The organism is Sphingosinicella terrae, from assembly GCF_003347635.1.
Classification (GTDB): Bacteria; Pseudomonadota; Alphaproteobacteria; order Sphingomonadales; family Sphingomonadaceae; genus Allosphingosinicella; species Allosphingosinicella terrae.
In genome coordinates this window covers 40612-58987 of record NZ_QDFY01000015.1, presented here as the reverse complement: position 1 = coordinate 58987, position 18376 = coordinate 40612, and the positions used below count along the sequence as shown (strand labels likewise).

Here is an 18376-nt window from a genome sequence, read left to right as displayed (position 1 = left end):
GCTGGACAGCGTGCGCGACGGCGGTAGAGAGCACCATGCTCGATCACAGAAAGCCGCCCAATCTCTGTCGCACCATGCTCGACGTGCGTGCCGGCATCGATCAGATCGACCGCGAGATCCTGACCCTGATCGGCGAACGCTTCCGATTCATGGAGGCGGCCGCCCGGATCAAACCGGGCCGCGACAAGATCCGCGACGACGGCCGAAAAGCGGAAGTCCTCGGCAACGTGGCCGGCCATGCCGCCGCGAACGGCGTGCCGGCGGAGGTCGCGGCGGAGCTGTACGAGCGGCTTATCGAAGCGTCGATCGCGTACGAGCTGGAGCGCTACGACGATCGCGCTTCCGCGGCCGCTACGGATTGAGCGACATGCTCGGTCCAACCCTGGAGACCGAGCGGCTGATCCTGCGCCCGCCGATCGAGGAGGATCTCGACGGCTGGTCGGCTCTGTTCGGCGACGAGGAGGCCGCCCGGTTCATCGGCGGAACAATGCCGCGTGCGGCAGCCTGGCGGGCGATGGCGGCGATGACCGGTTCCTGGTCGCTCAAGGGCTTCGGCATGTTCTCGGTGATCGAGAAGGCGAGCGGCCGCTGGATCGGCCGTCTCGGCCCCTGGCAGCCGGAAGGCTGGCCCGGCACCGAGGTCGGCTGGGGCCTCCGCCGCGACGCCTGGGGCAGGGGCTATGCCACCGAGGGCGCCGCCCGAGCGATGGACTGGGCCTTCGACCATCTCGGCTGGACCGATGTCATCCACACGATCGATCCGGAGAATGCCGGATCGATCGCCGTCGCGCGGCGGCTCGGCTCCGCCAATCGGGGCGCCGGCAGCCTGCCGGCGCCCTATGAGAGCTTTCGAGTCGACGTCTGGGGCCAGACGCGGGAGCAGTGGCGCCGGCGAGGCTGAGGATCCCTCTTTCCCTGTTTATCCGTCGATGTCCCAACCGAGCGCCACCCGGCCGGAAAGGGCCGCCTGCGGTTTCTCCTGGAGCGGGTGGTAGCGCGCGCCCTGGACATCGCGCCAGGCGCGCTCGAGGCCGAAGGCGCGATAGAAACCGGGGCCGCCGGCCACCTCCATCGCCTTTTCGACCGCGGCGATCGCGCCCTGGGCGACGAGCGTGCGCCCGATCATGGCACGGCTGGTCGTCTCGGGGCCCGGGACTGCCGTCGCGGCATCGGCGATCATCCGATCGAGGGCCATTTCGGCCAGAGCGAAGGCATTCTCCATCTCGCCGACGAGGTAGGGCAGGTGGGGATCGCCGGTGCGACCGCGTGCCGCGGCGATCGCCTGCCGCCGCGCGCCTTCGGCGACGCCGACATAGGTCGAGTAGATGAGCGGAAAGGCGAGCATGGCAATGGCGTGGAACAAGGGATGCCATTTCCCCTGCGGGCGCCGTCCCGAAATGGCGGCGTCGGGCACGAACACGCCTTCGAGCAGGATGTCGTGCGAGCCGGTGCCGCGCATGCCCAGCGTCCGCCAGGTGTCGATCCGCCGCACGCCTGGCGCCTCGATCGGAACGGCGAAATGGAGAACCGTCGGTCCATCCTCTGCCGTCTCATCGACAGCGCTGGTCACCAAGAGGTCGCCGAACGGGCTGCCGCTGGAGAAGGGCTTGCGTGCGGTGATGCGATAGCCGCCTCCGACCTTCACCGCGGTGCCGCCGCTCGGCAGCCAGTCCGAGCCGCCGCTCGAGACCAGCACCAGATCCTCGTTCGCGACCCGTTTCAGCAGGCCGTCCGTCGGTGCCCCCTGGTGACGCCACCGCCAGGCCGCGACGGCGACGAGGTGGCAGTGCATCGAGAAAGCGAGCGCAGTGGACCCGCAGGCGACGCCGATTCGCCGGATGCAGCCGGCAATATCGCGATAGTCGGCACCGCCGCCGCCCAGCTCGACCGGCACCAGCGCCTTGAACAGGCCTGCGGCCTTCAGCCGCGAATAGCCCTCGGCGACGAAGCGGTCCGTTTCGTCATGCGCCGCTGCCTCGATTTCGGCCTCGGCGGCGACCCGCTCTGCTGCCGCCATCCAGTCCACGGCGCCTCCTTCCGCGGCTTCGGCAAGTCCGCATTCCAGCGCCGGCAGCGCCAGACCGTTTGTAATCGACATCAATCGGCTCCTTCTTGTCGCGCGCGCCTCGGCGCATGTCGACTCTCAAGCCCCCGTGCCGCAGATCATGGTCGCCGCTCCGGCCCACGGCTAGTTCAGCAACTGAACTCCGCCGGTATGGAAACTGAACTGGTCACCGGGTCCGGGCGGGCGTAGACTGGAGGTCCAGTGAGGCGTGTCATGGGCGAGCGCAGCTACAGTCAATTCTGTCCGGTCGCGATGGCGGCCGAGCTGCTTTGCACCCGCTGGACGATCCTGATCCTGCGCGAGCTGCTCGCCGGTTCGACCCGGTTCAACGAGCTTCGCCGCGGGGTACCTCGCATGTCGCCGGCTTTGCTTTCGCAGCGACTCAAGGAGCTGGAGAGTGCCGGCATCGTCTGCCGTGTCGCCTCCCGCACCGATCCTGGGATCCACGAATATGCGCTCACCGATGCCGGCGCCGAACTGGGGCCGCTGGTCGAGGCGTTCGGGCGCTGGGGCCAGCGCTGGGTGAGATCGGAGCTGTCGCTGCAGCGGCTCGACGGCACCCTTTTGATGTGGGACATGCGCCGCAACCTGATGCTCTCGCCGCTCACGGGTCAGCGGCAAGTGATCCAGTTCCAATATCCCGAGCAGCCGGACGAGGAGCGGCTCTGGTGGCTCATCGTCGACGAGGACGGTCCGCCCGACCTTTGCCTGATCGATCCCGGGTTCGACGTCGATCTCTATGTCGTCACCGACCTCAGGACGATGACGGCGGTCTGGATGGGCGTCGAGACGGTGCGCGAGGCGGTTTCGCAGGGGCGGGTGATGCTGATCGGCGATGCCGGCCTCGCCGGGACCATGCAGGACTGGCTCGGGCTCAGCCCCTTCGCCCGCGGCGAGCCGGCGCCGGCAGCGCCGAGTCTCCCCAATCCGGTGCCTGCGCTCGACTGAAGCCTCTTCGGAACGCTGTCCGCCCGACTCGACCGCTGGATCACGGGCTGCCGGAGCCCGGCGCCGGTTCAGCGTGCCGGCGGCAGCGGGCGAAGCGCCCGCTCCAGCGCCATCCGCGCCGCCCGGCGCCCGATCTGCTCGCCAGCCTCGTTGGAGAAGCGGTAATGGACGCCCCCGTAGATGCGAGAATCGGACACTTCCTGCGCCCAGGCATTCCAGCTCGGGAAAGTCTGGACCGCGGCGTCGGGACTCAACTGAGAGGCTATCCGGACGCCGCCGGGCGGGCTGACGCCGGTCTCCGCCGTCATCAGTTCGGCGACGGTGCCGGCGACGGTGCAATGGCCGCACGGATATTCGGGGAAGTTAGGCGTCGCCAGCAGCGGCAGCCATTCCGCGTCGGCCGGCGTGGCGTCGTTGCCGTCTTCCGCGCCGTTGCGGATGGCCGTGATCGGGCGCCAGAAATCGTGATGAAGCTTGGCGACCACCATGGCCTGGACCGCATCGTCGAAGGCCATCTGGTAGAGGGCGAACATGCGCGCATTCCGTACCCTGGTCCGCCCCGGCATGTCGCTCACCTGGCGAAGCGCCGGCATCACGTCGCCGGCTTGCCGGTAGCGCGCGACCAAGGTCTGGTGCGCGCTGCGCTCGCGGCTGTCGCGTCCGCCGAGTCGCCTGACCTCCTCATAGTCGCGCGCCCACCGCTCGCTGGCGAGCGGCGGCGGCGGCGGAGGCTGCAGCGAGTCCGTGCTCGACGCCACCCATGGCCGAAGGGTGGCCCAATAGGGCTCGAGCGACGGCAGCGCCGTCGCGACCCATTCGCCCGGGCGCGTCCGCGGCCGGTAGGGGCGCTGCGCAATCGCCGGATCGACCCCGCCGGCCTGGAGGGCGGCAGCGGCCGCGACTTCGCCGACCGCGATTCCCCCCGTCCGAGCGGGGTCGTCCGGAATGGCGGCCATGGCGAGGGCATGGCTTTCCTCGATCGCCGTCCGCTGCGCCGGATAATGGTGGAGCAGCACCCGGTAAGCGGCGGTGACGGCGGCCGCATCCTGCGACGCGCCTGCGTCGGCCGGGGCGAGACCCAGATAGGATTGGTAGCGGCGGTCGATCGCATTCACCGCCTCGAACATGGCGAGCGCGACCCGGCTGCTCGCCCGCTCGGTCTCGGGAGACCGCGGCCCGCGGGCGGCCTGGCCGGCGAGGTAGTAGCGGTTCGCAACTTCCATCCAGTCCGTCACGCTGTCAGCGGCAGCCGGCCGAGCAGCAATCAGCGCCACCGTGGCGGCGAGCAGTCCGATAGCCCTTCTCATGCTTTCCTCCCTTACGAAGGCGCGGGCTTGCGCCTCCCCGGAACAGGAGTATTATTGAAGCAACACACCCAGGAACATGATCCGGGGGGCCAAAGTCATGATCGCCGGTTGCATCGACCAGATGTTGGAGGGCGCCTGCGGCGATTGCGGCCGGCGCGACTCCTGTATCCTCCACCAGTGGCGGGGCCTCGGCCACAGGGCGGGCGCGATGATCGCGGAGCGTCCGAAGCCGACGAATCGCGCGCGTGGCCTGCTTTCCCGCCTCGGCGACCTCGCCAAGGCGATCGAAGCCCAGGCCGGGATCGGCATCGGCCCATTCACCCGCAGGGTGGAAGCCAGCGTCGAGCCGCTGCTCGAAGCGGGCGGCGTCCGCATCGAGGCCGTCGCGCGGGAATTGGGCTGCAGCCGCCAGACGCTGTATCGCCGGCTGAAGGCCGAGAACACGACGTTCGAGCAGGTCGTGGAGCGGCTACGGCGGCGATTGGCCCTGCGCCTGCTGCGCGAGAAGGACGCTTCCGTGAAGGAGGTCGCCTACCGGCTCGGATTTTCCGATCCGGCCGCCTTCTCCCGCGCATTCAAGCGCTGGACGGGATCAAGCCCCAGCCTCGCCTGGAGTCGACAGGAGCGATAGGCTACGCGCCGCCCGCGCCAAGACGATGAGGGGCGTAGAACCGATCATGCCGGTCAGCTCATCGCTGAAACCCTGCGCCGCTCCAGTCGAAGCGCCGCGGCGATGGCAAGGGCGGCAAGGAGGAGTACCGGCAAGGCGGCGAGATTGACGCCGCGCCAGCCGAAGGCGTCGGCCAGGGCTCCGGCGGAGAAGGAGCCGGCGGCGGCCACCCCGACGATGAGGAAATCGTTGAGCGCCTGCACCTTGGCGCGTTCGCTCGGCCGATAGGTGTCGAGGAGCAGGGTGCTGCCCCCGACATAGAGGAAGTTCCAGCCCACTCCGACCAGCACCAGTCCGCTCAGGAAGTTGAGCAGCGCCGTCCCTGAGAGGGCGATAGCGACATGGCCCGCCAGCAGCGCCGTCCCGCCGAGCATGAGCGGGAGAGCGCCGACCCGCCGGATCAGCGGCCCGGAGAAGAAGGAGGGCAGGAACATGCCGAGCACGTGCCACTGGATGACCATGGCGGCGCTGCCGACATCGTGGGCGTGCGCGACCATCGAGATCGGCGTCGCGGTCATCACCGTCACCATCACCCCGAAGGCGGCGGCGGCGCCGATGACCGCAACGCGGAACAGGGGCTGGCGCGCAATCTCGCGCAGCGACCGCGCAGGCGCCTCGCCCGGCGATGACGCCTCCGCTTGCGGCAGCCGCGTGAAGGCGAGCAGGACCGCGGCGGCGAGGCCGAGCAGGAGCACGGCCAGGAACGAACCCGCATAATCGGCCGCGAGCAGGCCCCGCGTCGACGTCCCCAAAGCAGGCCCGGCAAGGGCGGCGATCACGCCGCCGGCCAGCACCCAGGAAATGGCCCGGCCGCGATTCGCCTCCTCCGCAGCTTCGGCGGCGGCGAAGCGGTAATATTGCGCGAACCCCTGATACACTCCCGCCAGCCCCGTGCCTGCACAAAGCAGGACGAAGCTGCCGCTGAGAAGGCCCCACGCGCCGACTGCCCCGGCGCCGGCGCCGGCGAGCGCGCCGATAAGAAAGCCTGCCTTGCGGCCGATCCGCGCCATCAGCAGCGAGGCCGGGACGATCGTGAGCGCCGTGCCGAGCGCGATCGTCGCCAGCGGCAGGGTCGCCATCGCCGGTTCGGGCGCGAGCAGCATTCCGGCGAGCCCGCCGATCGTGACGATCAGCACCGCGCTCGTCTGATGCAGCGCCTGGCTCGCCGCCAGCGCCAGCACGATCCGGCTCTCCGCCTTCATTCGCCTCGCTCCCGTCCGGATCACGCTTTCGCCGGGCGAAAGGCGGCAATCAAGCTGAAAGCCGGACCCGGCCGGTGAATGCGCGCGCCATCACCGCGCGAAACCCAAGCCCGGATGCGCCGATGCGAGCCCGCGTCGCGGCCGGCGCCTCAGCGGGGGCGGCAGACCCGGCGGCTGCGCTGGCGGCCGAAATCGTCATAGACGGCCACGCGCCGGCAGACCTCTTCCGAACGGCCTGCTTCCGGTTCCTGCGCCTCGGCCTCCGGCGGAGCGGCGGGCGCGGGGGTGCCGGTCGCCGGCGGCCGGTCGCCCGGCGCGACCGGTTCCTCCGATTGGGTGGTCAGACGGTCCTGCGCCGCGACGAGCAGCAAGGAGGCAAGCAAGGGAAGGCTCATCCTCAATCTCCCGTTCGAAGCCCCCGGGGCCAGCGCCCCGTCGAGCGGTCGATGCGATCCTCTCTGCCTCGGTTGTCCCCGGTCGCGGCCGAGAGAGCAACGGGAAATTTCAACAATCGATGTCCCGGAAAGGCTCCGAGCCGCGGGTTTCAGGACCTGGCCGGGGCGAGGCTCTCCAGCCACAGCAGGCGGCGGACGGTCTCGTCGAGGCGGCAGCCATCGCGAACCAGCGGCGCCATCGTTTCGCTTTCAAGCGCCGCCTCGGCGTCGCAGCGCACCCAGCGCGTGGCGACCCATTCCGCCTGCGCTTCCGCGAGCCCGCGCCCGGCCGCCGCCGCGGCGGCATCGAGGCGCGGCTGCAGCCGCGCCAGCTCGGCTTCGACGCATTCGTGCGATCCGGCCTCGATGTAGCCGCGATCGGCCATGCAGGCGAAATGCTCGACGCTGATCACCCGATCGGACGCGCCGTCCGGGATGATGAAGGCCGCATAATCAGGAACCGCCGCCGCTGCCGGCGCAGCCAGCAATGTCGCCGCGAGGAGGTGCCGACCTCGCAACATGGAGATCATGGTCCGGACCATCTTCGCCTCTCGTCTCACCCGGCGACGGAATAGACGAGCAGGGCGCGGGTGGCCAGCCGGCGCCAGGGCTCCTGGGGCAGACCGTCGGCGATATCGTATCCGTCACCCTTTTCGGCAACGAGGATGTGCCGCTCCAGCCGGGTCGCCGTGGGCAGGTGGAATTGGCCCATGCCGATGGCGATTCGGTTTCCCTCGTCCGGTCCGTTGGCGCGTAGGGGCGGGGAGGCAAGCGTCTTTCAGCGTGCCTCGTCGGCCAGCCGCGCCGCCAGCCTCTGCTCGCTAGTGTCGGCATAAGCGCGACACGCTGCCGGGTCGATGAAGGGATTGGGCACGCGCCCAGCGGCCAGGCGGGAGATCCGCGAAGCCTGTTGCTGGTCGGGGTGCGAGGTCAGCAGAATATCGCAGGGCATAGCCCGGAAGACGGCGTGGCTGGTCCTGAACGTCGCCACCACCTCGGGATGTGCGCTGAACCGGTAGCCGTCGGCCGAAACCGGGTTGAGGCTCGCCGCGAAGACGATATTCGCGCAGCCGGCTTGCTCGCAGGAGCGCCAGCGCCAGCTCATGCTCCCGACGGTATGTCCCGGCGTCGCCACGGCAACCACCTCGGTATCGCCGAGCCGCAGCGTCTCTCCGTCGGCCACGACGCGGACGGTCTCGACCGCAGGGAAGGGCGGCAGGTGCGCCGCCTGCGGATCTTCGGGACCGACGCGGCCGCTGCGCAACACCTCGGCCGCGGCTGCGCTCGCCACCACGGTGGCGCCGCTGTCGCGCGCCAGAGCGGCGATGCCGCCAGCATGATCGTAATGCGGCTCCGTGCTGAAGATGTAGCGGACGTCGTCGATCGAGAATCCGAGCCGGCGAATGTTCGCCTCGACCTCGTCCACCGCCTGGGGAACCGCGCCGTCGAACAGGAGCAGGCCGTCGCCGGTATCGACGAGCACGACGTTCAACCCCTCGAAACCGACGGCATGGGTCCGCCCATGTATCCGAGCCGGCGCCTGCGCGCCGAGCCATCGAGCCGAATATTCCGGGGCGATCGGCCGGGTCAGCGGGTCGTCGGCCGGCTGCGCCTGCGCCGCCACGGCCAGCGCGGCCGCCATCAATCCTGCCATGAACTGCATCCTTGTCTTCATCCTGGCCTCCCTTGCCGGTCGCCGATCGATGCCCGCTACCGTCCGAGGGCACAAAGCATCTTCTCTCGACGAAGCCATGAGAAGCATTCATGGATCGGCCATGGAACGCGCCCAGCTCCCGCTCAACCAGCTCCGCGCCTTCGAGGCCGCCGCCCGCCATCTCAACTTCACCCGCGCCGCCATCGAACTATGCGTCAGCCAGGGCGCGGTCAGCCATCAGGTCGCCCTGCTCGAGCAGCGTCTCGGCGCGCGGCTGTTCCGCCGGTTGCCCCGCGGTCTCGCCCTGACCGACGAGGGCGCCGCGCTCGTCCCGGTGCTCGCCGAGAGCTTCGATCGGGTCGGAGCCACGCTCGACCTGTTCGTCGGCGGCCGCTTCCGCGAGGTGCTCAATGTCGGCGTGATCGGCACCTTCGCGGTGGGTTGGCTCCTTCCCCGTCTCCACCGCTTCGCGCGCGATCATCCCGGCATCGACCTGCGGCTGATGACCAACAACAACCGCGTCGACCTCGCCGGCGAGGGCCTCGACTGCGCGATCCGCTATGGCGACGGCGCCTGGCACGGCACCCAGGCCGTGCCGATTCTGGACGCGCCTCTCGCGCCGCTCGCCGCGCCGCCGGTGGCGGCGCGTCTCAAGGCGCCCGCCGACCTGCAGCGTGAGACGCTGCTGCGCTCCTACCGCGCCGACGAATGGCCGCGTTGGTTCGCGCTGGCCGGCGCCGCCAGTCCGCCGCTGCGCGGGCCGGTCTTCGACAGTTCGGCCCTGATGATCGCCGCGGCTTTGTCCGGCCATGGCATCGCGCTCGCGCCGCCGGTGATGTTCGCGAACGAGTTGTCGGCCGAACGGCTCGTACAGCCGTTCGCGATCGCGCTCCCGGCCGGCCGCTATTGGCTGACCCGGCTGAATTCACGGCGCGAGACAGCGGCGATGCGCGTCTTTCGCGAATGGCTCGAGGGGGAGGCCGCCGCCTAGACGGCCGGCGCCACCATGCGGCGCTAGTCCTATGGGCCGGGCTGGGCTAGGAACGCGTCGCCGGACCTTCCGGCGAGGAGAGCAGTCATGGCCAAGGGGCAGAAGAAGAGCAACAAGGAGGCCCGCAAGCCGAAGAAGGAGGTGGCGAAGAAGATCGCCGCCAATCCCTCGACCAAGGGCGTGGTGGCAAGGACCTGATGGCGCGTCCGTTCGTCCGTCATCGCCAGCCCTGGACGAGCGAGGAAATCGCGAAGCTGCGCGTGCTGGCCGGCAAGGGCATGGGGCTCAAGGCAATCGCCAAGGCCCTGACCCGCAGCGAGGAATCGGTCGAGGACCGCGCCAGGACCGACGGCATTCGGATCGCGAAGCTGCGATAGAGCCGGGAAGGCACCTGGCGGCGGCCAGCACCAAGCGCGATGGAGCGACACCGGACCGGTCGCGAGTCCCGGCGGCGCCGGCCGGGCGCCCGCCTGCACGGCCGGCGACGGGGTCGATCTCCGCCCTGGAAATCGGCCGCGAGCGCTCGGATCACCAGGCTCACGCCTCGCCTTCTCGCGCATGAAACGAAGATTCTGTCACCGGCCGAGCACCATTCCCCGCTGCACCCGCAGCACCGGACGGCGCAGGATCTCGATATCCACCGTCGGATCGCCATCGAAGGCGAGCAGGTTCGCCTCGGCGCCCTCGGCGAAGCGGCCGATCGCTGCCTCCGGGAACATGGCGCGGGCGGTATCGGCGGTGGCGCGGCGGAGCAGCTCTCCCCGGGGAAAGATGCCGAGCCCGTCGAGATAGACGAGCTCGTCCACCACCGTGCCCATCACATCGTCGCTGCCGAGCGCGAGCGTGACGCCCGCATCACGAAGGAGGCGGAGATTTTCGCGCTGGAGCGCCTGCAGGGTCGCGGCGTTTTCCGGCCTGCGCGCCATGTCGTGCCGGGCGACGCCGGCGGTGGTGATGACGATGGTTCCGCGCCGGGCGGCTTCGGCGACGATGGCGTCGGAAAGACGGTAATTGGCCGCGTTCATCCCAGGGGCGATCCGGTAGCCCGGCAAATGGGCGATGATGTCGGCTCCGGCCCGGACGGCGATAGCGAAGTCCGCCGCAGTGTCGGCGTGGGCGACGACGCGAATGCCGGCCCGGTGGGCGCGTTCGACGATCGGAACGACCAGGGCCGGATCGATTCCGCGAAAGCCGAAGGTGGACGGGTCGGCGAGCTCCTGGGCACGCCGCTCGCTGTTGATGAGGATGATCTTGATGAGGCGCGGCCTACGCTCCAGCAATTCCGGCCACAGGCGGTCCAGATCCGCAAGCGTGTCGACGGGATCGTAGAAGCGCCGCGCCTCCGCCGGCTCCATCTCGATTCCGAACTGCCGGGAGGACGCCAAGGCGATGCCGAGGGGGTGGCCGTCCGCGGCGGAGAGGCAGGCCTCCGCATAGCGCACCGTCATCATCCCCGGTTGGCCGAAGAATCCGCCATAGTCCTCCCGCGCGGACGGTCGCGAGCAGAGCTGGATCGAATGGAATATGCCCGCATGCATGTTCTTGGCATTGGAAATCGCGCCAAATCGACCGCTTTGGGCGTCGTGATTGTGCGCCTCGATGAGCGACGGGAGGATGAAGCGGCCAGTGAGGTCGAGGACGGCGTCGATCCTTTCCGGCCGGCTCGCCGTCAGTCTGCCGTCGATCGAATACCAGGAGCCGGGCGAGAAGCGCTCGCCGTCGAACCACAGCCCTCCGCGCAGCTCGAGCGCCGGCGCCGGTGCTTCGGCAGCGGGACGCTGCAAGGCGAAGGCGGGCGTGGCGGCGAGAAGCAGAGCGGCAAGCAGTCGGAAGGGGAGCATGGCGGCCTCCGGTCGAACATCCGCCGCCCCGTGCGGCTGCTCGTACCTCAGAGACAAGGGCGGCGGACCAGTCCGGGCGCCAGCCGTGCGCCGCAAGGCACGAGCCGGGACCAGCGTCTCCCGCACGACGCGACCAGGCGGGATGATCTGATTGCCTCAGATCATCCGGTCAGCGTCTTGGTTTGCCGCGATTGACTGGTCCCATCCGACTAGAAACCGCTCTTGCGCCCGAGCGCCCGCTCCAGCGCCGGACGATGGGTTCGGCTCAGCGGCACCGTGGCGCCGCTGCGCAGCCGCAGGTCGGCGTCGCCATTGCGCCTTTCGGTTATCGTCTCGACGGCTCCGGCGCGGACGAGCGCGGACCGGTGGACGCGAACGAAACCGGCCGGGCCGAGCCGATCGGCGAGGACCGCCAGCGCCTCGCGAAGCAGATGCACCCGTCCGTCGGCGTGGATGCAAAGATAATGGCCCGCCGCCTCGACAAGATCGATCGCGTCGATCGGCACCAGATCGGTTCGGCTCCCATCGCGAACGGCGATATGCCTCGATGGGGCGTGCGCCTCGGTTCCGGCGGCCAAGCGGCGTCGCGCACGATCGAGCGCCCTCGCCAGCGCCTCCTCGCCGACCGGCTTCAGCAGATAATCGATCGCTTCGACCTCGAAGGCGGGGAGGGCGTGGTCGGCGCGCGCGGTGAGGAAGATGACCAGCGGGCGCTGCTCGCGGGGCAGGCCGCGGATCAGGTCCGGCCCTTCGCCGTCGGGCAGAGTGACGTCGAGGAAGAGCAGGTCGGGCTCGGCCGAGCGGATGAGGGCGGCGCCGCGCTTCATGTCGCCGGCCTCGCCGACCAGCCGCAGATCGCCGTGGACCTGGAGCATGTGACGCAGCCGATCGCGGGCGAGCGCCACATCCTCGATCATCGCCGCGCGGATCATGAGGATTCGGCGACGAAAGGCAGGCGCAGGACCGTCCGTGCCCTGCCGCCGGCGAGCCCGAAGTCGAGCGTCGACCGGCCGGGATGGGCCACAGCGAGCCGGGCTTCGACGTTGGCGATGCCGATCCGGGGCCTCGGCGACTCTCCGGCGCGTGCCGGCGCGTCGTTCGCGATCTCGATGATCAAATCATCGCAATCGCGCGTAGCGACAATGGTGAGGCGCCCTCCCTCGGGAAGCCGGGAAAGGCCGTGGACGAGGGCGTTCTCGACCAGCGGCTGGAGCAGCAGTGCCGGCACCTCTCCTTTCCAGGCATCGGCCTCGACTTCGAGATCGAAGGTCAGCCGGTCGCCGAGCAGCAAGCGGTGAAGCTCGACCTGATCGCAGATCAGCATCAGCTCGTCACGAAGCGATGTTCGCTCCGGACGTTCCAGCGTCGCGCGAAGCAGCGCTGCGAGCCTGACCATGGCGCGATCCGCCTGGGCCGGATCGGAATAGCCGAGCGCCGAGATCGCGTTCAGCGCATTGAACAGGAAGTGCGGAGCGACCTGGACCCGCAAGGCGTCGGCGCGGGCCTTCGACAAGAGACGCTCGCGGCGCCGATCGCGCTCCACGAACGCCATCGTCTGTCCGATCGCGACCAGGGCCAGATAGGTGGGAAAGGCGAAAAGGCCGGTGATCAGGACGGCTTGCCAGAAGCCGGCGAGTGCTTCGCCCGGACCCAAGCCCCCCGCTGCGCCCAGCAGGAGGCGCGAGACGGCCGTGCCCGCCGCGGTGAACAGCGGCACGACGGCCAGCGAGAGCAAGGCGAACAGCGCGACATGGCGGCGCCCGCTGGGGCCGACGCCGATCGGAAAACGGCGTGCGAGGGCGAGAAACCAGGGCACCGAGAGCGCCCATGGCGCGAAATGGATCAGATTCAGCAGCAGCGCCGAACCCAGCGCCGCTACCTCGAAGACGGCCCCGGGGCCGATGAGCAAGGTTGCGGGCGTCCACGCGATCGAAATGCCCGCCCACAAGGCCGCGACCTTTGCCCAGCCGCGCGCATCCAGCCAAAGCCGCTCGTCCCCGTCCACGGCACCCTTATGCCGGAAGATGCGGTGCCGGTCATTCCGCCACAGAGGCGCCGCCGCGCGCGAGGCGCCGGGCTCGGGCCTGATCAAACCTGATGACGGGGTGCGTACGCGCCATGCGAACGAACGCATCGGCGGAGCGCCGCCCCGGTCATTGCTCCGCCACGATCAGGCAGACCGAGCTTCGCACCAGCGCAATCGCCTGCTCGCGCGTGCGCGGCGTCGCCGGCGGCGCAGGGGCGAGCAAAGGCGCCGCATATTCGGCCTTGACGGCCCAGTTGACGTTCTGAGGCAAGGCCCCGGTGTTGCTGTAGAAGGGCTCGATCGCGGCGGTTGCGGAGATGATCCCCACCACCTGGCCCGATTCGGTGACCACCGGACCGCCCGAGTTGCCGGGCTGGATTGGGATCGACGTCTGAAGGAAGGAATTCTCGCCGGCCACCGAGAGCGCGCTGATCGTGCCGTCGGTGAAGCGGGGCTCGCTGCCCAGCATCTGCACCGCCGGAAAGCCGATGGTGAAGACCCGGTCGCCCTCGCGCGCCGAGCCGGCAGGCGCGAAGCCGAGATAGTGCGTGGGGCGCCGGTCGACCTGGAGCAGGGCCAGGTCGGTCGCCGCGCTCGACCGGACGACGCGCGCATCGTGCACCTGCCCGTCCACGGTGCGGCAGCCGATGCGGCGGGCGCCCTCGACGACATGATAGCTGGTGAGAACGTGCCCGGCGGCGCCGATGAAGAAGCCGGTGCCGGAGGAAAGGCCCGATCCTTCGGCCGCCGCGTGGGCGCCTCCGGCCTCGAACGCGGCCAGCGAATGGGCGAGGGGATCGGTAATGCCGCTTTCGCGCGCTGCCGTCTCGCCGCAGACGACCTCCAGCATGGCCTGGCCCAGGCTCATGGTCTGCGGGACCTGGACGCCGTCGGCGCTATGATCGGTGACCCCGATCTCGCGGGCCTCCGCGTCGAAACGCGTGCGCTCGCCGACGGCGTAGCGCCGCGCCCGACAGTCCCAGGCGAAGAAGGCCCTTGAGGCGACCTCGCCGTCCGCGTCGGGCGCGATCCTGTGGGTGAAGACCCAGCCCCAGATCACCGTCTTGCCGTCATTGTCGGCCGATTCGTTCTCGATGTAGGCATTGAAGCTCTCTCGGCCTTCGCCCCAGGTCCCCAGCCAATGCCAGTCGACGGCGGAAGCTGCGGACGACGTGCCGAGCAGCAGAAGGAGAAGAACGGAGCGGAGCTTCATCATACCCCCGATCTGGTCGGGACCCCACCGTTTCGCACGCGAACCAAGTTGATTTCGGACCAACGCAGATCGCGTAGCTTGACGGGGAGTCGAGCCATCTGCCAAGGTGGCACAAAGCAGGAACAGGGTCAATGGAATCGAGGGTCGGCACGTCCCGTTTTCGATCAGGGCCGTAGTCGATTCGGCTCGGCGAACTTGCCTGCGCAAGACTTCGCTCGCATTTCCAGGCACAGTGACTCGAGGTGAGGCCGAACCGATGCCGAAAGTCTTTCCTTCCTGCCTGAACGCGGTCGCGATAGCTCTCGCCGCGCCGGCGGCGGCGCAGGATCCGCCGCCCCCAGGCAGTCCGGACATCCTCGTTACCGGCAACCCGGAGGTCGAAGCCCAGATCCGGGACTTCGTCGCGGCGCTGACCGCGGCGCCGCCGCGGACCCAGATCGGCCGTTTCGAGATCGGCGTCTGCCCCGTCGCCGTCGGCCTCTCCGAGAGCCAGCGCAGCGCGGTGGCGCGGCGGATGCGCCAGGTCGCGGAAGGGGCGGGACTCGCGGTGGGCGACGCCGATTGCACGCCCAACGTCGTGGTGGCCGTGACCCCGAACAAAAGGGCCTTCCTCGAGGGGCTGAGGCAACGCCATTCCTACTATTTCAGCGGGCTCTCCTCGCCGGCGATCCGCCGGCTGACGCGCGGGCCGGGCCCGGCTGCCGCCTGGCATGTGCAGGGGCCGCCCCGCAATGCCAGCGGGGTCGAGCTGCAATCGGATGGCGGCAGCGACCTCGTCGTCAACCGGACGATCACGCCGGGTTCCCGAATCACCGCGGCCGCTCGCCCGCAGTTCGCGGCGGCGATGGTGGTGGTGGAGTCGGGCGCCCTCAGCGGCCTCTCGACCACGCAGCTGGCCGATTATGCGGCGATGCGGGCCTATGCCCGCCTCGACCCCTCGGGGCTTGGTGCGCTCCGCGCGCCAACCATCCTCACCGTGCTGGAGGCTCCGGAAGGAAGCGTGATACCGATCACCCTGACCCGCTGGGACCTCGCCTTCCTGCGCGGACTCTATAGCAGCCCGCACAACTTCTACAGCCAGGCCGTCCGCGCCGAGATCCGACGCGCGATCGAATCGGAGATCGTCGGGACCGGCGAGGGGCGGCAATGATCAGTCGTCGTCGCGAGCATCGTGGCTGAGCGCGCCGCCTTCGGCGGCCAGCGTGCCGCTGTCGATGCCGGCGCCCGACGGCTCCGCCTGGCCCTCGCCGTGCTGCTGATCTGGGCGCTCATCGCCTTCGCCTTGGCGTTGCAAGGCTATCTGACGGCGAGGAGCGCCGGCCGGCCTCAGGATTGGTGGCCGTCCTTCGGCTACAGCCTGGCCATCTTCTCGATCTGGGCTGCCCTGACCTGGCCCATGCTGCTGGCGGTCCGCTGGATCGAGGCGCGCGCCCTGGGCGCAGCCCTGCGCGCCCTGCTGTACGCGGCCGGTCTGGCCGTCGTGGCTGCCGCCCATGTCGGGCTGTTCGCAGCCCTCTACTGGCCGCTCTACAATGACGGCGGGCGGATCGCGTCGCGCTGGGCGATGGGCGAGATCATGTTCGTCCGCAACCTCGGTACCAATGCGATCCTCTACGCGGTCGTCGTGCTGGCGAGCAGGTGGTCCCATCGCCGGGAGCAGCCGGCGCCCGCCGCCGTCGGCCACTTGCGGGCGCGCCGGCGCGGCGGCGTGCGGCTGGTTGCGCTCGACGAAGTGGAGTGGATCGGCGCCGCCGGAAACCATGCGGAGGCGCACACCGCTTCGGGGGCCATCCTCCTCGACGATCCGCTCGCGAGGCTGGAGCAGATGCTGCCGGCAAACGCCTTCGCCCGGGTGCATCGCGGCGCCATCGTCCGCCTCGACCGGATCGCCGAGCTGCGCAGCCTGGGGCGAGGCGACGCCGAGATCCGTCTCCGCAGCGGCCACAGGCTGAGGCTCAGCCGACGCTACCGGACGGCCATCTCAGCCTGGCTGAGCGGGCGCTGACCCGCTCGTCCGACGGGCGGTCCCGCCTGCACCTTTTGGCCTGGGACGGGCGCCCGGCCCTGATAGGCGGCAACCATGATCAGACCTTCCCTCCTCCTCGCGGCCATCGCCGCCGCACTGGCGGCCGCCGCCCCGTCAGGGGCACAATCCGTCGATCCGCGCGCCGACGGCGTCTATATCGTTGGCGCCCTCCAGCGCCTGCACGAGCGTGAGCCGTCCTTCACCTACGGCCGACTGCGCGACATCCTGGACCGACTCGACCCCGATCTCGTGGTGCTCGAGGTGCGGCCCGACGAGCTCGCCCGGCGGACGGACACGCCGGGGCGTCCGGAATATCCGGCTGTGGTGTGGCCGTGGCTGGCGCACCGAAACGTCGCCGCGGCGGCGATGGAGCCCGGCGGCCCGACCTTCGCCGCCATGGTCGAGGCGGCTTCGGCCCGTTTCGAGGCGCTGGAGCGCGACCGGCCGGAGTCGGCCGCCTATCTCGCCAGCCTGAACCGCTCGCTCTCCCGCGTCCTGGAGGCACATTGGACGCATCCCGCGGACAGCCAGGACCGGGTCACGCGCGACCTGCTGCGCGCTCATGGCCTCGCCCAGGCCGCACTCGGCGGACCGGAGTTCGCGCGGGGACAGGCCGAATGGGACGACTATATGATCGCGCGGACACGCGAGGCCGTGGCCGCGCATCCCGGCCGGCGGATCCTGGTGCTCGCCAGCTACCGCAACCTGGACGCCTTCCTCGAGGCGTTCAGGGACGAGCCGCGTCTGGCGGACAGCGAAGCCTGGCTGCGCGCATCCTTTCCGGAATAGGCCTTGCCCGGGAGCCTTTGGCAGGCGATGAAGAAGGTCGGCCGATGCCGCGCGCACCGCCGCTTCGGCCCCCTTGCAAACTTCCCCCGTTGACCCATATCGGCTCGGCGGTTATAGGCCGCCGCGCCCGGGGCTGGTGGTGGCTGACAAGCCAGACGCTGTCTCGTGACGGGCGCATTTAGAGCTGAACACTGCTGCGCGTATGCAAAGGCCTGGGGGGCCGACAGGGCCGCCGGGTCCTTTGCGCATTCTGGCGTCGCGGTAGAGTAACTGAAGGAAGTGAAGGGCTTCATGCCGACGATCAACCAGCTGATCCGCAAGGGTCGGGAGCCGCAGAAGGCGAAATCCAAGGTTCCCGCGATGGAGCAGAATCCCCAGAAGAGGGGCGTCTGCACGCGCGTCTACACCACCACTCCGAAGAAGCCGAACTCGGCGCTTCGCAAGGTCGCCAAGGTCCGCCTGACCAACCAGCGCGAGGTGATCAGCTACATTCCCGGCGAAGGGCACAACCTTCAGGAGCATAGCGTCGTCCTCATCCGCGGCGGCCGCGTGCGCGATCTGCCCGGCGTGCGCTACCACGTCCTTCGCGGCGTCCTCGACACCCAGGGTGTGAAGGACCGCCGCCAGTCCCGTTCCAAGTACGGCGCCAAGCGCCCGAAATAACCGCGCGAGTAAGCCCCGGACGGGTTCCGGACCAGGCTGAAGAGAAAGGAAAGCTACCCCATGTCCCGTCGCCGCCGCCCAGAGAAGCGCGAAATCCTTCCCGATCCGAAGTTCGGGGACATCGTCCTGTCGAAGTTCATGAACAGCGTCATGCTCGACGGCAAGAAGTCGGTCGCCGAAGGCATCGTCTACGGCGCCCTCGACAATGTCGAGGCCCGCGCCAAGAAGGAGCCGATCGGCGTGTTCCACGACGCGCTCAACAACGTGAAGCCGGGCATCGAGGTCCGCTCCCGCCGCGTCGGCGGCGCGACCTACCAGGTGCCGGTCGAGGTTCGCCCGGAGCGCGCACAGGCGCTCGCCATCCGCTGGCTGATCTCGGCGGCGCGCGCCCGCTCGGAGAAGACCATGGCCGGCCGCCTGTCGGGCGAGCTGCTCGACGCTTCGAACAATCGCGGCAACGCGGTCAAGAAGCGCGAGGACACGCACCGCATGGCCGAAGCCAATCGCGCCTTCTCGCATTACCGCTGGTAAGACAATTCTAACGCCG

At 69.6% G+C, this 18376-nt stretch carries 22 protein-coding genes; 11 read left to right on the top strand and 11 right to left on the bottom strand.

Annotation, left to right across the window (positions count from 1 at the left end; all coding sequences use genetic code 11):
- Positions 1-74: 74 nt before the first annotated feature.
- Together DDE10_RS20530 and DDE10_RS20525 are read left to right on the top strand one after the other, a co-directional pair.
- The gene (locus DDE10_RS20530; protein WP_284734793.1) at positions 75-362 is read left to right on the top strand and encodes a chorismate mutase; all 288 of its coding nucleotides are present in this window, start codon (positions 75-77) and stop codon (positions 360-362) included.
- A 5-nt stretch (positions 363-367) separates the two neighbouring features.
- The gene (locus tag DDE10_RS20525) at positions 368-901 is read left to right on the top strand and encodes a GNAT family N-acetyltransferase (RefSeq protein ID WP_114954676.1); all 534 of its coding nucleotides are present in this window, start codon (positions 368-370) and stop codon (positions 899-901) included.
- Between the two features lie 18 nt (positions 902-919).
- On the opposite strand, the gene DDE10_RS20520 is transcribed toward DDE10_RS20525, so the two are convergent.
- On the bottom strand, positions 920-2098 hold the full coding sequence (locus tag DDE10_RS20520; protein WP_114954675.1) for an acyl-CoA dehydrogenase family protein: 1179 nt from the start codon (positions 2096-2098) through the stop codon (positions 920-922).
- A 168-nt stretch (positions 2099-2266) separates the two neighbouring features.
- Here DDE10_RS20520 and DDE10_RS20515 point away from each other — a divergent pair, with 168 nt between their 5' ends.
- The gene (locus tag DDE10_RS20515) at positions 2267-3013 is read left to right on the top strand and encodes a winged helix-turn-helix transcriptional regulator (RefSeq protein ID WP_284734792.1); all 747 of its coding nucleotides are present in this window, start codon (positions 2267-2269) and stop codon (positions 3011-3013) included.
- 68 nt (positions 3014-3081) lie between these two features.
- On the opposite strand, the gene DDE10_RS20510 is transcribed toward DDE10_RS20515, so the two are convergent.
- The gene (locus tag DDE10_RS20510; RefSeq protein WP_114954673.1) at positions 3082-4320 is read right to left on the bottom strand and encodes a vanadium-dependent haloperoxidase; all 1239 of its coding nucleotides are present in this window, start codon (positions 4318-4320) and stop codon (positions 3082-3084) included.
- Between the two features lie 76 nt (positions 4321-4396).
- On the opposite strand from DDE10_RS20510, the gene DDE10_RS20505 reads away from it, so the two are divergent.
- Positions 4397-4951: a helix-turn-helix domain-containing protein gene (locus DDE10_RS20505; RefSeq protein WP_114954672.1), complete on the top strand. Its 555-nt coding sequence runs from the start codon at positions 4397-4399 to the stop codon at positions 4949-4951.
- A gap of 53 nt (positions 4952-5004) precedes the next feature.
- On the opposite strand, the gene DDE10_RS20500 is transcribed toward DDE10_RS20505, so the two are convergent.
- From DDE10_RS20500 to bla, 5 genes are all read right to left on the bottom strand, one after another.
- A complete protein-coding gene (locus DDE10_RS20500; protein ID WP_114954671.1) occupies positions 5005-6192 on the bottom strand; it encodes an MFS transporter in 1188 nt (395 codons plus the stop codon).
- A 149-nt stretch (positions 6193-6341) separates the two neighbouring features.
- Entirely contained in the window at positions 6342-6587 is a 246-nt protein-coding gene (locus tag DDE10_RS20495) for a hypothetical protein (RefSeq protein WP_114954670.1), read from the bottom strand.
- Positions 6588-6736: 149 nt separating this feature from the next.
- Positions 6737-7168 carry a lysozyme inhibitor LprI family protein gene (locus DDE10_RS20490; RefSeq protein WP_114954669.1) on the bottom strand — a complete coding sequence of 144 codons (432 nt, stop codon included), beginning with the start codon at positions 7166-7168 and terminating at the stop codon, positions 6737-6739.
- Between the two features lie 14 nt (positions 7169-7182).
- Positions 7183-7338, bottom strand: a complete 156-nt coding sequence (locus DDE10_RS23620; protein WP_162806763.1) for a GFA family protein — start codon at positions 7336-7338, stop codon at positions 7183-7185.
- A 66-nt stretch (positions 7339-7404) separates the two neighbouring features.
- The gene (gene bla / locus DDE10_RS20485; RefSeq protein ID WP_432653745.1) at positions 7405-8301 is read right to left on the bottom strand and encodes a subclass B3 metallo-beta-lactamase; all 897 of its coding nucleotides are present in this window, start codon (positions 8299-8301) and stop codon (positions 7405-7407) included.
- A gap of 100 nt (positions 8302-8401) precedes the next feature.
- Here bla and DDE10_RS20480 point away from each other — a divergent pair, with 100 nt between their 5' ends.
- Complete coding sequence (locus DDE10_RS20480; RefSeq protein WP_114954668.1) at positions 8402-9271, top strand: LysR family transcriptional regulator; 870 nt, start codon at positions 8402-8404, stop codon at positions 9269-9271.
- Positions 9272-9468: 197 nt separating this feature from the next.
- Positions 9469-9648 (top strand): hypothetical protein, encoded by a 180-nt coding sequence (locus tag DDE10_RS20475; RefSeq protein WP_114954667.1) that lies wholly within the window; start codon positions 9469-9471, stop codon positions 9646-9648.
- A gap of 198 nt (positions 9649-9846) precedes the next feature.
- Here DDE10_RS20475 and DDE10_RS20470 read toward each other — a convergent pair whose 3' ends face one another.
- From DDE10_RS20470 to DDE10_RS20455, 4 genes are all read right to left on the bottom strand, one after another.
- The gene (locus DDE10_RS20470; RefSeq protein ID WP_114954666.1) at positions 9847-11112 is read right to left on the bottom strand and encodes an amidohydrolase family protein; all 1266 of its coding nucleotides are present in this window, start codon (positions 11110-11112) and stop codon (positions 9847-9849) included.
- 209 nt (positions 11113-11321) lie between these two features.
- Positions 11322-12044 carry a LytR/AlgR family response regulator transcription factor gene (locus DDE10_RS20465; RefSeq protein ID WP_114954665.1) on the bottom strand — a complete coding sequence of 241 codons (723 nt, stop codon included), beginning with the start codon at positions 12042-12044 and terminating at the stop codon, positions 11322-11324.
- Complete coding sequence (locus DDE10_RS20460) at positions 12041-13117, bottom strand: sensor histidine kinase (protein WP_162806762.1); 1077 nt, start codon at positions 13115-13117, stop codon at positions 12041-12043. The genes DDE10_RS20465 and DDE10_RS20460 overlap by 4 nt, the downstream gene beginning before the upstream one ends.
- Before the next feature lie 148 nt (positions 13118-13265).
- Entirely contained in the window at positions 13266-14351 is a 1086-nt protein-coding gene (locus tag DDE10_RS20455; protein ID WP_162806761.1) for a S1C family serine protease, read from the bottom strand.
- A gap of 256 nt (positions 14352-14607) precedes the next feature.
- Here DDE10_RS20455 and DDE10_RS20450 point away from each other — a divergent pair, with 256 nt between their 5' ends.
- The 5 genes from DDE10_RS20450 to rpsG all read left to right on the top strand — a co-directional run bounded on the left by DDE10_RS20450 (position 14608) and on the right by rpsG (position 18360).
- A complete protein-coding gene (locus tag DDE10_RS20450; protein WP_114954662.1) occupies positions 14608-15501 on the top strand; it encodes a hypothetical protein in 894 nt (297 codons plus the stop codon).
- A gap of 21 nt (positions 15502-15522) precedes the next feature.
- Positions 15523-16356: a LytTR family DNA-binding domain-containing protein gene (locus DDE10_RS20445; protein ID WP_114954661.1), complete on the top strand. Its 834-nt coding sequence runs from the start codon at positions 15523-15525 to the stop codon at positions 16354-16356.
- Positions 16357-16431: 75 nt separating this feature from the next.
- A complete protein-coding gene (locus tag DDE10_RS20440; protein WP_114954660.1) occupies positions 16432-17166 on the top strand; it encodes a TraB/GumN family protein in 735 nt (244 codons plus the stop codon).
- 291 nt (positions 17167-17457) lie between these two features.
- Positions 17458-17829, top strand: coding sequence for a 30S ribosomal protein S12 (gene rpsL, locus DDE10_RS20435; protein WP_028969180.1), 372 nt, complete (start codon positions 17458-17460; stop codon positions 17827-17829).
- A gap of 60 nt (positions 17830-17889) precedes the next feature.
- Positions 17890-18360: a 30S ribosomal protein S7 gene (rpsG, locus tag DDE10_RS20430; protein ID WP_114954659.1), complete on the top strand. Its 471-nt coding sequence runs from the start codon at positions 17890-17892 to the stop codon at positions 18358-18360.
- Positions 18361-18376: the final 16 nt, after the last annotated feature.

Coding starts and splice junctions, on each gene's coding strand:
- DDE10_RS20530 (WP_284734793.1), top strand. CDS start 75: ATGCTCGACGTGCGTGCCGGCATCGATCAGATCGACCGCGAGATCCTG.
- DDE10_RS20525 (WP_114954676.1), top strand. CDS start 368: ATGCTCGGTCCAACCCTGGAGACCGAGCGGCTGATCCTGCGCCCGCCG.
- DDE10_RS20520 (WP_114954675.1), bottom strand. CDS start 2,098: ATGTCGATTACAAACGGTCTGGCGCTGCCGGCGCTGGAATGCGGACTT.
- DDE10_RS20510 (WP_114954673.1), bottom strand. CDS start 4,320: ATGAGAAGGGCTATCGGACTGCTCGCCGCCACGGTGGCGCTGATTGCT.
- DDE10_RS20505 (WP_114954672.1), top strand. CDS start 4,397: ATGATCCGGGGGGCCAAAGTCATGATCGCCGGTTGCATCGACCAGATG.
- DDE10_RS20500 (WP_114954671.1), bottom strand. CDS start 6,192: ATGAAGGCGGAGAGCCGGATCGTGCTGGCGCTGGCGGCGAGCCAGGCG.
- DDE10_RS20495 (WP_114954670.1), bottom strand. CDS start 6,587: ATGAGCCTTCCCTTGCTTGCCTCCTTGCTGCTCGTCGCGGCGCAGGAC.
- DDE10_RS20490 (WP_114954669.1), bottom strand. CDS start 7,168: ATGGTCCGGACCATGATCTCCATGTTGCGAGGTCGGCACCTCCTCGCG.
- DDE10_RS23620 (WP_162806763.1), bottom strand. CDS start 7,338: ATGGGCCAATTCCACCTGCCCACGGCGACCCGGCTGGAGCGGCACATC.
- bla (WP_432653745.1), bottom strand. CDS start 8,301: ATGAAGACAAGGATGCAGTTCATGGCAGGATTGATGGCGGCCGCGCTG.
- DDE10_RS20480 (WP_114954668.1), top strand. CDS start 8,402: ATGGAACGCGCCCAGCTCCCGCTCAACCAGCTCCGCGCCTTCGAGGCC.
- DDE10_RS20475 (WP_114954667.1), top strand. CDS start 9,469: ATGGCGCGTCCGTTCGTCCGTCATCGCCAGCCCTGGACGAGCGAGGAA.
- DDE10_RS20470 (WP_114954666.1), bottom strand. CDS start 11,112: ATGCTCCCCTTCCGACTGCTTGCCGCTCTGCTTCTCGCCGCCACGCCC.
- DDE10_RS20465 (WP_114954665.1), bottom strand. CDS start 12,044: ATGATCCGCGCGGCGATGATCGAGGATGTGGCGCTCGCCCGCGATCGG.
- DDE10_RS20455 (WP_162806761.1), bottom strand. CDS start 14,351: ATGAAGCTCCGCTCCGTTCTTCTCCTTCTGCTGCTCGGCACGTCGTCC.
- DDE10_RS20450 (WP_114954662.1), top strand. CDS start 14,608: ATGCCGAAAGTCTTTCCTTCCTGCCTGAACGCGGTCGCGATAGCTCTC.
- DDE10_RS20440 (WP_114954660.1), top strand. CDS start 16,432: ATGATCAGACCTTCCCTCCTCCTCGCGGCCATCGCCGCCGCACTGGCG.
- rpsL (WP_028969180.1), top strand. CDS start 17,458: ATGCCGACGATCAACCAGCTGATCCGCAAGGGTCGGGAGCCGCAGAAG.
- rpsG (WP_114954659.1), top strand. CDS start 17,890: ATGTCCCGTCGCCGCCGCCCAGAGAAGCGCGAAATCCTTCCCGATCCG.